Annotated in this window: 13 protein-coding genes; 2 read left to right on the top strand and 11 right to left on the bottom strand. The window is 70.0% G+C overall.

Annotated elements, in window-relative coordinates; genetic code table 11:
- Window positions 1–38 precede the first annotated feature (38 nt).
- The 4 genes from ACEN8D_RS15935 to ACEN8D_RS15950 form a co-directional block, all read right to left on the bottom strand.
- Window positions 39–215 carry a CsbD family protein gene (locus ACEN8D_RS15935; RefSeq protein WP_139199296.1) on the bottom strand — a complete coding sequence of 59 codons (177 nt, stop codon included), beginning with the start codon at window positions 213–215 and terminating at the stop codon, window positions 39–41.
- Between the two features lie 131 nt (window positions 216–346).
- Window positions 347–1,447: an SDR family oxidoreductase gene (locus ACEN8D_RS15940; protein WP_413398283.1), complete on the bottom strand. Its 1,101-nt coding sequence runs from the start codon at window positions 1,445–1,447 to the stop codon at window positions 347–349.
- Between the two features lie 8 nt (window positions 1,448–1,455).
- Window positions 1,456–2,046: a hypothetical protein gene (locus ACEN8D_RS15945; RefSeq protein WP_413398281.1), complete on the bottom strand. Its 591-nt coding sequence runs from the start codon at window positions 2,044–2,046 to the stop codon at window positions 1,456–1,458.
- A 1-nt stretch (window position 2,047) separates the two neighbouring features.
- Entirely contained in the window at window positions 2,048–2,446 is a 399-nt protein-coding gene (locus ACEN8D_RS15950; protein ID WP_413398279.1) for a DUF3253 domain-containing protein, read from the bottom strand.
- Window positions 2,447–2,512: 66 nt separating this feature from the next.
- Here ACEN8D_RS15950 and ACEN8D_RS15955 point away from each other — a divergent pair, with 66 nt between their 5' ends.
- Window positions 2,513–3,856 carry an alpha-amylase family glycosyl hydrolase gene (locus tag ACEN8D_RS15955; RefSeq protein WP_413398277.1) on the top strand — a complete coding sequence of 448 codons (1,344 nt, stop codon included), beginning with the start codon at window positions 2,513–2,515 and terminating at the stop codon, window positions 3,854–3,856.
- A gap of 91 nt (window positions 3,857–3,947) precedes the next feature.
- Here ACEN8D_RS15955 and mmsB read toward each other — a convergent pair whose 3' ends face one another.
- The 3 genes from mmsB to chvE form a co-directional block, all read right to left on the bottom strand.
- Window positions 3,948–5,129, bottom strand: a complete 1,182-nt coding sequence (gene mmsB / locus ACEN8D_RS15960) for a multiple monosaccharide ABC transporter permease (protein WP_413398275.1) — start codon at window positions 5,127–5,129, stop codon at window positions 3,948–3,950.
- Entirely contained in the window at window positions 5,116–6,669 is a 1,554-nt protein-coding gene (gene mmsA, locus ACEN8D_RS15965) for a multiple monosaccharide ABC transporter ATP-binding protein (protein WP_070418195.1), read from the bottom strand. Before mmsA ends, mmsB begins: the two co-directional genes overlap by 14 nt.
- Before the next feature lie 106 nt (window positions 6,670–6,775).
- The gene (gene chvE / locus ACEN8D_RS15970; protein ID WP_261646494.1) at window positions 6,776–7,906 is read right to left on the bottom strand and encodes a multiple monosaccharide ABC transporter substrate-binding protein; all 1,131 of its coding nucleotides are present in this window, start codon (window positions 7,904–7,906) and stop codon (window positions 6,776–6,778) included.
- A gap of 179 nt (window positions 7,907–8,085) precedes the next feature.
- On the opposite strand from chvE, the gene ACEN8D_RS15975 reads away from it, so the two are divergent.
- Entirely contained in the window at window positions 8,086–9,135 is a 1,050-nt protein-coding gene (locus tag ACEN8D_RS15975; protein WP_070418196.1) for a LacI family DNA-binding transcriptional regulator, read from the top strand.
- Window positions 9,136–9,344: 209 nt separating this feature from the next.
- On the opposite strand, the gene ACEN8D_RS15980 is transcribed toward ACEN8D_RS15975, so the two are convergent.
- From ACEN8D_RS15980 to ACEN8D_RS15995, 4 genes are read right to left on the bottom strand one after another with little or no spacing between them, the layout of a single operon-like run.
- Entirely contained in the window at window positions 9,345–10,298 is a 954-nt protein-coding gene (locus ACEN8D_RS15980) for a carbohydrate ABC transporter permease (RefSeq protein WP_413399357.1), read from the bottom strand.
- A gap of 3 nt (window positions 10,299–10,301) precedes the next feature.
- Window positions 10,302–11,267, bottom strand: coding sequence for a carbohydrate ABC transporter permease (locus ACEN8D_RS15985; RefSeq protein WP_413399358.1), 966 nt, complete (start codon window positions 11,265–11,267; stop codon window positions 10,302–10,304).
- 51 nt (window positions 11,268–11,318) lie between these two features.
- Entirely contained in the window at window positions 11,319–12,626 is a 1,308-nt protein-coding gene (locus ACEN8D_RS15990; RefSeq protein ID WP_413399359.1) for an ABC transporter substrate-binding protein, read from the bottom strand.
- Between the two features lie 4 nt (window positions 12,627–12,630).
- Window positions 12,631–14,607 carry a glycoside hydrolase family 127 protein gene (locus ACEN8D_RS15995; protein ID WP_413399360.1) on the bottom strand — a complete coding sequence of 659 codons (1,977 nt, stop codon included), beginning with the start codon at window positions 14,605–14,607 and terminating at the stop codon, window positions 12,631–12,633.
- Window positions 14,608–14,711: the final 104 nt, after the last annotated feature.

Consider the following 14,711-nt stretch of genomic DNA (forward strand, 5'->3'; position numbering starts at 1 on the left):
CGCGCCGTCGGGCGCGGGCGTTGCGTGGTGCGATGGGCTCAGTGACCGTCGAGGTGGTCCTTCGCCTTCTCGGTCTCGAGACGGCCCTCGCCCATGACCTGGTCCTTCTGGCCCTGGTGCTTGAGCTCGTCGTCGTCGGTGTGCTTGCCGACTGCTTCCTCGACCTTGCCGACGACCTTCTGGGTGACGTCCTTCGCCTTGTCTCCGAGCGACATGGTGTCTTCCTTCCTCCGGGGACCGCCGAGGGTCCTCGGGGCCTGTGCCACGAAGACAACCAGGGCCAGCAGCGCGGCTCGCGGCCGGGCCGCAGGTTCGTGTACCCCGAATACTTCCACCGGGGTACGGATCAGGGGATCAGTCGGTCGGCCCGGTAGCGGTCGAACAGCTCGGCGAAGGCGCGTTCGGTGCGACGGAAGGCGGTGAAACCGGCGTCGCGGCTCTTGCCCATGTCGGTGACGACCTCCATCGCGCGACCGAGGTCGGCGTCGGTGTGCCACCACGAGGCGAGCCGGGCGATGTCGGGTTCGACGAGGCCGTGGCGCTCCGCGATGTCGGCCCACGCAGCCTCGTGCGGCGCCATCTGCTCCTCGAGCGGACGCGGCGCATCCTCGTACCCCACGACCCGCGCCGGGTCGACACCGAGGTGGGCGGCGAGCCGGGGCCACATCCAGCGCCAGCGGAACACGTCGCCGTTCACGATGTTGAACGCCTCGTCGGCACCCTCGGGCGTGGTCGACGCCCAGACCATGTGCTCGGCCAGGATGCCGGCGTCCGTCATGTCGGTGAGGCCGTTCCACTGCGCCTCGCTGCCCGGGAACACGAAGTCCAGACCGAGCTCCTTCGCCAGGCTCGCCTGCACCGCGATCGTCAGCCCCATGTTCATCGCGTTGCCGACCGCGTGGCCGATCACGGTGTGCGAGCGGTGCACCGACCAGGTGAAGCCCTGGCGGTCGGCGGCGGCGAAGAGCTCGTCCTCCTGGGCGTAGTAGAAGTTCGGGGTGTCGAGGCGCGGTTCCTCCTCGTGGAACGGGGTGTCGGGCATCTCGCCGGCGGCGTACGCCTCGAACGGGCCGAGGTAGTGCTTCAGCCCGGTGACGAGGGCGACGTGCTCGAGCGGCGCGTGGGCGAGGGCGGCGAGCAGGTCGCGCACCATGCCGCCGTTCACGCGGATGTTCTCGGCCTCGGTGTCCTGCCGCTGCCAGGCGGTGAAGAAGACGTGGGTCGGGCGCTCGTCGGCGAGGGCAGTGCCCAGCGAGTCCGGGTTGCGCAGGTCCGCGGCCACGGTGCGGACACCGTCGCGGGCGAGGGGCCGGCGGGAGAGTGCGGTCACCTCCCACCCGAGGTCGAGCAGGTGCGAGACGAGCGCCGATCCAGTGATGCCGCTGGCACCCACCACGAGGGCTCGGAGACGGTCGGGGGACTGTGCGGCGGTGTCGTCGAGGGTCATCCCGGTGCTCAACACGTGTCGTGCTGTGCTTGTTCCCGGACGAGCAGTTGACGCCGCGATTCGAGACGACTGACCACGGTGATGAACACGGCGACGGCGAGGAGGCCGACCATCAAGGACCATCCAGCCGTCCCGTTGGTCATCGCGACCGAACCGGAGAGCCCGACCAGACTGAGGAACACCCCGACGAGCACCGGGACGGCGGCACGCGACGATCGGCGCTGCCAGTCGATCATGCTCCGGACGAGTCCCGCGTACGGTTCCGTGACGGTGCCCGGTCGCCGCAACTGCCGTCGGAGTTCGCGACGTTGCGCCGGGGTGAGGACCGCGAGCGGCCGCTCGGGAGCGGTGAGGAAGAACGGCAGCAGGGCCCTGGTCCGGCGGGCGCGGATCCACACGGTGACGGTGAGCACTGCACCGATCGCTGCGATGATCGTCCAGACGAGTTCCGCGGGCCGGGTGATCCCGACGGCGCCGAGTGCGGTCCACAACACGGAGAGTCCGGCGAGGGCGGCCTGTTGCGAGATGCCGATGACCGTGCCGCCGACGGCAGCGAGGTGATCGGCGCGGCGAGTGGCCGTGATGAGGCGGTCGTCCATGTCAGCGCGGTCGGCGGATACGGATCGGGCCCTTGGCGGTGGACGGGTCGACGACGCTGCCGTGCTGGGTGATCTCGACCTCGCCTCTGGACATCATCCGCCGCGCCGCACGCCGGGCGGGTTCCATCAGGTCACGCCAGCCGTCGGGGTCGAGGGCCCGGGCGGCGTCGGACGGGCAGATGCTGGACGTGCGGGCCCGTGCGGCGAGGAGTTCGTCGATGCGCTGTTCGAGCGCGAGGTCGGTCTCGTCCACGCCGTGCTTCCGGCACGCGGCCGAGCAGTACTTCGCATCCGGGGCGGCGGAACCGGGCATCCGGCGGCCGCACGACACACACGTCCGATCGGCGTGCTCCGCCTCGTTCGCGGCGGCGTCCGCCTCGGTCCTGATCGCTCGTCCCATGCGACCATCCTGTCCCCGCTGTCCGGTCTCGCACCCAGCCCAGGCACGGCTGGCAGCATCGGGTCGGTGAACACCGACACCGCACCCGAGCGTCCCGCCGAGCCCGCCTGGGTCGAGCACGTCATGTGGTGGCACGTCTACCCGCTCGGGTTCGTCGGTGCCGACGTCCGGCCGGACACCCCCGTGGACGAACGCCCCGTCGACCACCGGCTCGGCCGCATCGAGCCCTGGCTCGACCACGTCGTGGACCTCGGGCTGAACGGGCTGCTGCTCGGTCCGGTCTTCACGAGCTCGACGCACGGCTACGACACGGTCGACCACTTCCGGATCGACCCGCGGCTCGGTGACGACGACGACTTCGACCGGCTCGTCACGGCCGCGCACGACCGGGGGATCCGGGTCCTGCTCGACGGGGTGTTCAACCACGTCGGACGGGAGCACCCGGCCTTCCGCGCCGTCGAGGAGCAGGGCCCGGACGCGCCGACGGCGGATCTGTTCGCGATCGACCGGGCAGGCTGGTCGCCCGGCGACGACGTGCCGGTCGGACTCTTCGAGGGGCACGACATCCTGGTCGCGCTCGACCACGGCAGCCGCGCCACCGAGGACCTCGTCGTCGAGGTGATGACGCACTGGCTCGCACGGGGCGTCGACGGCTGGCGACTCGACGCGGCCTACGCGGTGCCGACGGCGTTCTGGGCACGGGTGCTGCCGCGGGTCGGGGAGCGCTTCCCGGACGCCTGGTTCACGGGCGAGGTCATCCACGGCGACACGGCTGCGTTCGTCCGCGCCTCGACGGTCGACTCCACCACGCAGTACGAGCTCTGGCAGGGCATCTGGCACGGCATCGCCGACCGGAACTGCTTCGAGCTCGCCCACGCCGTCGAACGGCACGACGAACTGCTGGCCGCACAGGCACCGAGCACGTTCGTCGGCAACCACGACGTGACGCGCATCGCGAGCGCCGTGGGGGAGCGGTTCGCCGGGCACGCCGCCGCCGTCCTCTTCACGGTCGCCGGGACCCCGAGCGTCTGGGCCGGTGACGAGTACGGCTGGACGGGGGTGAAGGAGGAGCGCGTCGGCGGGGACGACGCCGTCCGCCCGGAGTTCCCGGCCGCTCCGCCCGAGTCCGTGGAGCTCACGCACGCGTACGAGGCGCTCATCGCCCTCCGTCGCCGCGAGCCCTGGCTGCACCGCGCCCACACCGACGTCGTCCACCTCACGAACACCGCGATCGTGCTGCGGACCGCGACCGCGGAGCGAGCGGTGGTGACCGCCCTGAACCTGTCGCCCGATCCCGTCGACCTGCCCACGGCGGGTGCGACGCGCGTCGAGGCGGGCGGAGCCGACGTCGGGGACGGGAGCCTGCGCCTCCAGGCCGCCGCCTGGGCCGTCCTGACGGCCGCCCACTGAACCGAGACTCGGCCCGGCGGACAGTTCCGCGGCACGGATGCCGCGAAGGTGTCCGCCAGGCCGAGTCTCGGGGGCGACGCGCGCGCCCGCGCTACTTGCGCGCGGACGCCGCCCGGCGCTTGTTGAACACGTCGAACGCGACGGCGGCGAGCAGCACCAGGCCCTTGATGAGCGACTGGTACTCGGTCCCGATGCCGAGGATCGACATGCCGTTGTTCAGGATGCCGATGATGAGACCACCGACGATCGCTCCCGGCACGGTCCCGATGCCACCGGTGACGGCCGCGCCGCCGATGAACACCGCGGCGATGGCGTCGAGCTCGAAGCCGTTGCCGGCACCCGGAGCCGCGAGGTTGAGCTGCCCGGTGAAGACCACGCCGGCCAGCGCCGAGATGACGCCCATGTTGACGAAGAGCAGGAACGTGACCCGCTTCGTCTTCACACCGGACAGCTGGGCGGCGAGGGCGTTCCCGCCGATCGCGTAGATGTGGCGGCCGAACACCGCGCTCCGCATGACGACCGAGTAGATCACCACGAGCGCACCGAGCACGACGAGCACGATCGGGGTGCCGTTGTAGCTCGCGAGCAGGAGCGCCACGTAGATGACGAGCGCGACCGTGAAGGCGAGCTTCGTGATGAACCAGGCGAACGGCTCGCTCTCGAGCTGGTACTTGCGCCGGGTGGCACGACCGCGGAACGCCGTGATCACGAGGACGATCGCGGCCGCGAAGCCGAGGATCATCGTCAGCGGCTCGTACCCGGTGGTGCCGAACGACGGCAGGAAGCCGGAGCCGAGAGACCGGAAGCCCTCCGGGAACGGCGAGATCTGCTGGTTGTGCAGGACGATCTGCGCGGCGCCGCGGAACGCGAGCATGCCCGCGAGCGTGACGATGAACGCGGGGATCCCGAAGTAGGCGATCCAGAACCCCTGCCAGGCACCGACGAGGGCGCCGACCACCAGGCAGAGCACGACCGCGACCGGCCAGGGCAGGCCCCACTGCGTGATCATGACACCGGCCATGGCGCCGGTGAAGGCCACGACCGAGCCGACCGAGAGGTCGATGTGCCCGGCGATGATGACCATCACCATGCCGATGGCGAGGATGAGGATGTAGCTGTTCTGGACGATCAGGTTCGAGACGTTGATCGGGGCGAGGGTGATGCCGTTCGTCGTCACCTGGAAGAAGATGACGATGACGATCAGCGCGATGAACAGGCCGATCTGTCGGAGCTGCCCGGTGAGGTAGCCGGCGGCGGACTTAAGCGCGTTCATTGACAGGGGTCTCCCGTTCCTGGGTCATGTACTGCATGAGGGCCTCGGGCGTGGCCTCGGAGCGGGGCACGTCGGCGGTGATCGTGCCCTCGGAGAGCGTGTAGATGCGGTCGCAGATGCCGAGGAGCTCGGGGAGCTCGGAGGAGATCACGATGATCCCCTTCCCCTGGTCTGCGAGCTGGTTGATGATCGTGTAGATCTCGTACTTCGCGCCGACGTCGATGCCCCGCGTGGGCTCGTCGAGGATGAGCACGTCGGGGTCGGCGTACATCCACTTCGACAGGACGACCTTCTGCTGGTTGCCGCCGGAGAGCTTCCCGGTGACGACGTCGACGTTCGGCGCTTTGATGTTGAGGCTGCGGAGGAACTGCCCGGCGACGGTGGTCTCCTCGGACGCGTTGACGAAGCCCCAGTTCGCGAGCTTCCCGAGCGCCGACCCGGAGATGTTCCGCTTGATGTCGTCGATGAGGTTGAGCCCGTAGCGCTTCCGATCCTCGGTGACGTAGGCGATGCCGTTGTCGATCGCCTGCGACACCGTGTGGGTCTTGATCGGGACGCCGCGCTTGTACACGGTGCCGCTGATCCCGGTGCCGTAGGACTGGCCGAACACGCTCATCGCGAGCTCGGTCCGTCCGGCGCCCATGAGCCCGGCGATGCCGACGACCTCGCCCGCGCGGACGGAGAGGTTCGCCTGGTGGATGATCTCGCGCGAGGCGTCGAGCTGGTGGTGGACGGTCCAGTCCTCGATGCGGAGGAGTTCCTCGCCGATCTGCGGGTCCTCGCGCTCGGGGTACCGGTTCGACAGGTCGCGACCGACCATGCCGCGGATGATCCGGTCCTCGGAGACGTCGTCGGCGTGCATGTCGAGCGTCTCGATGGTCTTGCCGTCGCGGATGATCGTGACCTTGTCCGCGATCGCCTTGATCTCGTTGAGCTTGTGGCTGATGATGATCGCCGTCATCCCCTCGGCCTGCAGCGACCGGATGAGGTCGAGCAGGTGCGCCGAGTCGTCGTCGTTCAGCGCCGCCGTCGGCTCGTCGAGGATGAGGAGCTTCACCCGCTTCGACAGGGCCTTCGCGATCTCGACGAGCTGCTGCTTGCCGACACCGATGTCGACGATCTTCGTGACCGGGTTGTCCTTGAGGCCGACGCGCTGCAGGAGCTCGGCGGCCGCGAGGTTCGTCTTGTTCCAGTCGATGAACCCGGCCTTCGACTGTTCGTTGCCGAGGAAGATGTTCTCGGCGATCGACAGGAACGGGCTGAGCGCGAGCTCCTGGTGGATGATCACGACCCCGGCCGCTTCCGAGCCGTTGATGTCGCCGAACTCGACGGGGGATCCGTCGATGAGGATCTCGCCGTCGAAGGAGCCGTGCGGGTAGACCCCGGACAGCACCTTCATCAGGGTGGACTTGCCGGCGCCGTTCTCGCCGCAGATCGCGTGGACCTGGCCGCGCTCGACCTCGATCGAGACCCCCTGCAGCGCCTTGACCCCGGGGAACGTCTTGGTGATGTCACGCATCTCGAGGATGGTGTCCGCCATGTGGGACCGCCTTTTCGTCGTCCGCGCGTGGGCGCGCGGGTGGTGACGGACTGGAGGCGCGGGGCGGCGTCGACCCGCGCCTCCAGTCCGACAGATGGGTTGCGTCCTACTTGAGGTCGGCCTCGGTGTAGTAGCCCGAGTCGACGAGGACTTCCTTGTAGTTGTCCTTCGTCACGACGGTCGGCTGGAACAGGTAGGTCGGGACGACCTTGACCTTGTTGTCGTAGCTCTTCGTGTCGTTGACCTCGGGCTTCTTGCCGGTGAGCAGGTCCTCGGCCATGGTGACCGACTGCTTGGCGAGCTTGCGCGTGTCCTTGTAGATGGTCGAGTACTGCTGACCGGCGATGATCGACTTCACGCTGGCCTGCTCGGCGTCCTGTCCCGTGATGGTCGGGAGCGGGCGGTCGCTCGAGCCGTACCCGGCGCCCTGGAGCGCCGAGATGATGCCGATCGACATGCCGTCGTAGGGCGAGAGCACGCCGTTCAGCGTGGTGCCGCCGGAGTAGGACTTCGCGATGAGGTTCTGCATGCGGGCCTTGGCGGTCGCCGGGTCCCACTGCTGCGTCGCGGCCTGCGAGAGCTGGTCCTGGCCGGACTGGATCTTCAGGGTGCCGTCCTCGAGGTACGGCTTGAGGGTCTTCATCGCACCGTCGAAGAAGAAGCCCGCGTTGTTGTCGTCGAGCGAGCCGGCGAAGACCTCGATGTTGAAGGGGCCCTTCTCGCCGGTCTTCTTGCCGTCCGCGTCGAGCACGCCGAGGCCGGTGAGCAGGCTCGTCGCCTGGTCGACGCCGACCTTCTCGTTGTCGAACGACACGTAGTAGTCGACGTTCTTGTTGCCCGTGAGCAGGCGGTCGTAGGAGATCACCTTGATGCCGGCCTTGGCGGCGGCGTCGAGCTGGTCGGAGAGCGCGCCGCCGTCGATCGACGCGATGATGAGGACCTTCGCGCCCTTCGTGATCATGTTGCTGACCTGCTGCGCCTGCTGCTGGACCTTGTTGTCGCCGTACTCGAGGTCGACCTTGTAGCCGGCCTTCTCGAGGTCGCTCTTGACGGCGTTGCCGTCCTTGATCCAGCGTTCCGAGACCTTGGTCGGCATCGCGACGCCCACCAGGGCGCCCTTGTTGTCCCCGCTGCCGCTCCCACCGTCGGTGGACGCGCGTCCGCCGGCGGAGCAGCCGGCGAGTGCGATGGCGATGCCGAGGGCGGCGACGCCAGCGACGATCTTGCGCTTCATCATCGAAGTACCTCTGTTCCTGCGCGTCCACCTCGACGCGCTCGGTGCCGGGGCTGCTGTGCCCCGAGGGATTTGCTCGTGTGAGCGCTCACATACTGGGGGTTCCGTGACGGGGTGTCAACTCACCGTGACCGTTTCGCGATCTTGTCGCGTCGGCCGGACTGCGCGGTACGGTTGGCGACGTGACGACCACGACCGCGCTCGGGGACGCCGGCGGCAAACGTCGCAAGGCACCCACGATCTTCGACGTCGCCGAGCGCGCGGGCGTCTCCCACCAGACCGTCTCGCGGGTGATCAACGGCGACCCGACGGTCCGCGAGCAGTTCCGCGCCCAGGTGTCCGACGCGGTCACCGAGCTCGGGTACCGGCCCCGTGCCGCGGCCCGGGCGCTCGCCGGGGGGCGCAGTCGGGCGCTCGGCATCATCACCGCCGGGGACGCGCTGTACGGACCGTCGAGCACCGCCATCGGGTTCGAGCGGGCAGCCCGGTCCGCCGGCTACCACGTCCTGCTCTCGACGCTGCCCGACGACCCGCGCCCCGTCGACCTGTCGAACGCCCTCGTGACGCTGCTCGCCCAGGACGTCGCCGCCATCGTGCTCGTCGCCGCCGACAACCGGGTGCTCGACGCCCTCGCCTCGCTGACCGTCCCGGTCTCGGTGCCCGTCGTCGTCGCGAACGCCGTGCAGCGGGACGCGGCCAGGGCCCCGGTGGCGCCGAGCGTCGCGGCGGTCGCGATCGACCAGGCGGCGGGGACCTCGCTCGTGATGGAGCACCTGTTCGCCCGCGGGCACCGCCGGATCGTGCACATCGCCGGCCCTGCGGTCTCGCAGGAGTCCGAGGTCCGCCGGGTGACCTACGAGCGGATCATGCGCGACGCGGGGCTCGAGCCCGTGGTGCTCGACGGCGACTGGACCCCGGCGAGCGGGTTCGCGGCTGCCCGGACGATCGACGTGCACACGGTCGACGCGGTCTTCGCCGGGAACGACCAGATGGCGCTCGGGGTCCTGCACGCCTTCGCCGACGAGGGACTGCGGGTGCCGGACGACATCGCCGTGGTGGGCTTCGACGACGTTCCAGAGGCGGCGCACTTCACGCCGCCGCTCACCACCGTGCGGCAGGACTTCCGGGCGATGGGGGAGCGGGTGCTCGACACCGTGCGGGCCCTCGTCGAGGGGGAGCCGCGGGACGAGACGCTGCTCGTGCCCGAGCTCGTGGTGCGCCGGAGCGCGTAGGGCGCGGCGGCGCGCGGCGCGGGCGCGGCTTCGCGGGTTCGTGGGTTCGCCGAGCGGGCACGACTCGCCGCGGGTTCGTCGTCGAGCGGGCAGAACAGGCCGGGTGTGCGGGCCGAATGTGACGTTCTTCGCCCGCTCGGGGCCGCCCCCGCGCGCGGCGCGCCGCCCCCGCACGGTGCGAGGACGGCGCCGCCCGGCTGACCCGACCGTCAGCCCTTCAGCGCGCCGGACGACAGCCCGGCGACGTAGAACCGCTGCAGCCCGACGTACAGCGCGATGCACGGGATCATCGCCACGACCGACCCGGCCACGAGGTTCCCGTACGACACCTGCCCGTACGCCCCGGTCTGCAGGTTGAGCAGCGCGACGGGCAGCGTGTAGAGCGAGTCCTTCGTGAGGAACGTCAGCGCCCCGAGGAACTCCGTCCACGACGCCAGGAACGCGTACAGCGCGGCCGTCGCGGCACCGGGCAGCAGCAGCGGCCGCAGCACCGACACGACGACCCGGAAGCGCGAGGCGCCGTCGACGAACGCCGAGTCCTCGAGCTCCGTCGGGATCGACTCGAACGCGTTCCGCATCACGAACACCCCGAACGGCAGGTTCACCGTCGTGTAGAAGAGCACGAGCCCGAGCAGCGAGTTCGTGAGCTTCATCGCGTTCATCTCGAGGTACAGCGGCGTGAGGATCGCCTGGAAGGGCACCATCATCGTCAGCAGCACCAGCCCGAAGACGATGCCGGAACCACGGAACCGGAACCGGGCGAACCCGTACCCGGCCATCGTCGCGATCACGGCGGTCAGGACGGCCGTGGCGATCGACACGACGAGCGAGTTCACCACGCCGGTGAGCAGGTGCGACGAGGGGCTGAAGACCGCGGCGAAGTTCTGCCAGCCGAGCTGGAAGAACGTCGCCGGGTCGGCCGCCTGCGTGATGACGGCCTCGGACTGGAAGGCCCTCAGGATCGACCAGATGAGCGGGACGCCGAACACCAGCGTCGCGCCGACCCCGGCGATGACGTACAGCGTGCGCTTCACGGCGGTGTCGCGCGGGTGGCGCACGCTGCCCTGGTGGCGGCGACGGCGGCCTCCGTCGCCGGAGGTGGTGAGCGTGCGGGTGGACAGGTCCGGGGCCGCGAGGCCCGCACGGGAAGCGGTGGTGCTCATGGCTCAGTCCTTCTCTCGCAGTGCCCAGAACTGGAACACGGTGACGGCGGCGATGACGACGACGAGGGCGATCGACTCGGCGGTCGCCGCGCCGAGCTGCAGGTTCACGAAGCCGCGGTTGTAGATCGCGTTGACGATCGTCGTGGTCTCCGTGCCCGGCCCGCCCTGGGTCAGGATGTAGAACTGGTTGAACGCGAGCAGTGACCCGATGACCGAGATGATCGCGCTGAGGGCGAGCGTCGAGCGGATCATCGGCATCGTGATGAGGCGTTCGGTCTGCCACCACGAGGCCCCTTCGAGCTGCGCGGACTCGTACACCTCGTCGGGGATGCCCTGCATGGCGGACATCACGAGCACCATCGTCAGCCCGGACACCGCCCAGACGACGAGAACGCAGATGAGCAGCGTCGCGAGCGGGCCGTTCACGAGCCACGCCGTGCTGCCGTCGGTGATCCTGAGCCAGCGCAGCACCATGTTCACCGCGCCGGAGTTCGGTTGTGCCTCGAGCACGAGCATGAACGACAGCGTGGTCAGCCCGACGACGTACGGCAGGAAGAACACCGTGCGCAGGAACGTCGACCCGCGCCGTCGGGCCCGGATGAGCACGGCGAGGAAGTACCCGAGCGCCAGGATCGGCACCGTCACGATCGCCGTGTAGAGCAGCGTGTACCCGATGGCGTGCACGAACGTCGGGTCCTGGAACAGCGTCAGGTAGTTCTGCAGCCCGATGAACCGGTACGGGCCGATCAGGGGCCAGTTCGTGAACGAGATGTAGAGCGCGAACACCAGCGGCGCGAGGACGAACACCGCGACGAACACGATCGCCGGGGTGACGAGCACGGCGCCGGTGCGCGGCGGGTGCGTGAGCGAGTTCCGGGACGGACCCGGGCGGCTGACGCCACGGCCGACGGTCGGACGGCCGACGGTCGGACGGCCGACGCCGGTCCGTCGGTTGGAGACGGTGGTCATGTCTGCACCTCTCTGTGCAAAGAGCGAACGAGCGAACGGGCGAACGGTCGCTCAGGCCTGGACCTGGTCGAGGATGCGGGTGTAGTCCGACTGCGCCGTCTTCATGGCCGCAGCGGCCCCCGAGCCGAACACCGCCTCGCGGAACATCGCGAAGTACGGCGACGAGGGCTGGTTGACGAGCAGGTTGTACGCGAGCGTCTGCGGCGCGTACCCCTTCTCGATCGCGTCGAGCGGACCGAAGGCGAGCGGGTACTTCTTCCGGTACGCGGGCGTCGCGGCGTCGGACCGGGTCGGGAAGTACCCGCCGTCCGGCAGCGCCTGCTGTTGCTGCAGACCGTTCGCGTACTGCATGAACGCCCAGCCCCCGGACGGGTTCGCCGCCCCGTTCGGGATGCACATGTTGTCGCCGCCGTCGAAGAACGACCGCTTGCCGTCCCACGACGGGATGAGCACCGTCTGCATCTTCGCCCGCATCGCCTTCGTCGCGGCGGGCACGGTCGCCCCGTACGAGGTCGGGAAGATGCCGACCTTGCCGGCACGGAAGTCGGCGCCCCACGTGGTCCCGGCGTCCGCGTAGGTCGCCTTCGACAGCACGCCGTCCTTCCACAGCTGCCGGTAGAACTCGAGCATGCGCTCGAGCGCCTCGTTGCCGGTGATGTTCGCCGTCTGCTTGCCGACCTCGCCGGACATCATGTCGACGCCGGTGGCCCAGACGTGCGGCTGCGTGACGAACCCGATGATGCCCGCGGCGTTGCCCGAGATCGACCACCCGTACACGTCGTCGCCGGTCTTCCGGATCGCCTTCGCGGCGGCGAGCAGCGAGTCGAGGTTCTTCGTCGCGTCCTCGACGTCGAGGCCGGCCCGGTCGAACAGCTCGGTGTTGACGAACAACTGCGAGTTGTCCGCCAGGTACGGCAGCCCGTAGTACCGGTCGCGGTACTCGAGCAGCCGGAGGTGGCCTGGCGAGATCGCGTCGAAGTAGTCGAGCCCCTTCACGACGTCGGTGAGGTCGGCGAACGCCTCGCGGAAGATGAACAGCTGCGAGTTGATGTCGTCGATGTCCACGACGTCCGGCGGCTCACCACCACGGATCGCGGTCGCGAGCTTCGTCACGTACTGTCCGTCCGGCACGGGCGTCAGCTCGACCTGCAGCTTCGGGTTCGCCTTGTTGAACCCGGCGACGGCCGCCGTCAGTCCGGCCTGCGTCGCGGACCGGCACCAGACGTGCACGGTGCCGGTCGTGTTCCGGCCGAAGCTCGCGACGCGTGCGTCGACCTTCGGCAGGGTGCCGGAGCACCCCGCCAGGGCGAGGGCCGCCCCGCCGGCGAGACCGCCGGCGAGGAACGCTCTGCGGTCCATCGTGTCACCGCGCCAGCGGGAGCCAGACGCGCATCGGCGCGGCTCCGCGGTTCGCCCAGGCGTAGTACGGGACCGCGGTGGCGGTGACGTCCTGGAGGCGCGTGGCGGCCGCCGTGGACCCGGCCGCGTCGTCGACGCTGGTCGCCGCACCTGCGTGATCCGTTCCTCCTGGACCGTCCAGTCGGCGGTACGGCCACGCTGCCTGCGCGTGCTCGGCCGGGGCGTGTCCGGCGACGCGCAGCGTGACGACGCCGTCGAGGAGCCCGTCCTGGCGATCCTCGGTGATCGGCGCGTCGGCGTCGACCGTCAGGTCGTCGACCGTGAAGCCCTGCTGGTCCGCCTGCTCGACCGCGTACACGAGCGGTCCGCGCTCGATGGCGACCTGCCCGCGTGCGGCGTCGATCCGGGCGTCGGCGACGTACCGGTGCGGCGTCGTGTCGAAGACGAGCTCGACGGTGTCGCCGGCCGTCCACTCGCGGTCGATGACGTGCAGTGTGCCCGCGGCGGGGCTGGCCGTGCCGTCCGGCCCCTGCACCGTCGTGGTGTCCGACCACGACGGGATCCGCAGGCCGAGGGCGAGCGGGCCGTCCTCGGTGACGGTGACGACCACGCGGCCGTCGTGCGGGTACCCGGTCTCGACGTCGACCGGGCCGAGCGTCGCCGTGGCGTACTGGTGCAGTTGGAGGCCGCCGTCGGTCGCCGTCGCGAGGTAGCCGTCGAGGCTCGCGAACGTCCGCATGATGTTCGGCGGGCAGCAGGCGCAGTCGAACCAGCCGCGGCGGCCGTGCGCGGGGGAGCGGTTCTCGTCCTGGTGCGCGTGGTCACGCTGCTGCAGCGGGTTGACGTAGAAGTACTCGGTGCCGGCGAGGCTCACGCCCGCGAGGAACGCGTTGTACAGCAGGCGCTCGATCGCGTCGGCGTACACGGGCTTCCCGGTCGCGAGGAGCAGGCGCCAGGCCCACTGGATCCCGCCGATGGCCGCACAGGTCTCGGCGTACCCGCGGTCGGTCGGGAGCTCGTACGGGTCGCCGAACGCCTCCCAGTCCCAGCGCGCGCCGAGGCCGCCGGTGATGAACGCCTTCGTGGCCATCATGTCCGCGAACTGCGTCTCGCTCGCGGTCAGGAGCTCGGTGTCACCGGTCTCGATCGCGACGTCCACGGCGCCGGCCGCGAGGTACACGGCGCGGACCGCGTGGCCCTCGACGGTCGTCGCCTGCCGGCTCGGGACCCGGTCGGAGAAGTACGTCGGCTCGCCGCCGGCGCGCTCGATGATGCCGGTGCCCCGGGCGTCGACGAACCAGTGCGCGAGGTCGAGGTAGTCGCGGTTGCCGGTCTCACGGTAGAGCTCGACGAGCCCCATCTCGACCACCGGGTGGCCGTCGATGTCGCGGACCTTGCCGGGGCCGTCGCCGAACGTGCGGACGAGGTGGTCCGCGCTCTTGATCGCGACGTCGAGCAGCCCGGTGTCGCCTGTCGCCCGGTGCTGTGCGACGGCTGCCTGGTACAGGTGTCCGGCGCAGTACATCTCGTGGCTCCACTTGAGGTCCGTGTACCGCTCGCCCTTCCCGCGGATCTGCTGCACCGAGTCGAGGTAGCCGTCGTCGGCCTGCGCCTGGGCGTACAGGGCGGTGACCTCGCGCTGGAGTTCCAGCAGGTCGTCGGCGGGGGCTCGCCCGTACTCCCACGCCACGGCCTCGAGCCACTTCGTCACGTCGGAGTCCATGAAGATCGGGCCGGTCGCGTCGCCCTCCTCGAGGCCGGCGGCGATGCGGAGGTTCCGGAAGTTCCCGGCCGTCTCGAGCAGGGCGTACCCGCCGCGGACCGCGTCGCGGCCGTTCCGCTCCTGTCGGAGGGCCCAGAAGCCGCCGGTGATCCGGGCGTCGCCCGTGGGCAGCGGACGGAGCGTCAGGTGCGCGTCCGCGGTCGGGAGGACCGGGGTCGCGGTGTGCGCGCGGCTGTCGGTCGCGAGCGTGGTGGTCATGTCGCCTCCTTGCGATGTGACTCAGGCCGGGTCCGGTCCCGTGATGGTTCCGGAAAACGGTTTCTGCGGAGGACGTTACGACACGATCTGGAGGCGCGCAAGGG

The organism is Curtobacterium sp. Curtsp22 (assembly GCF_059492135.1).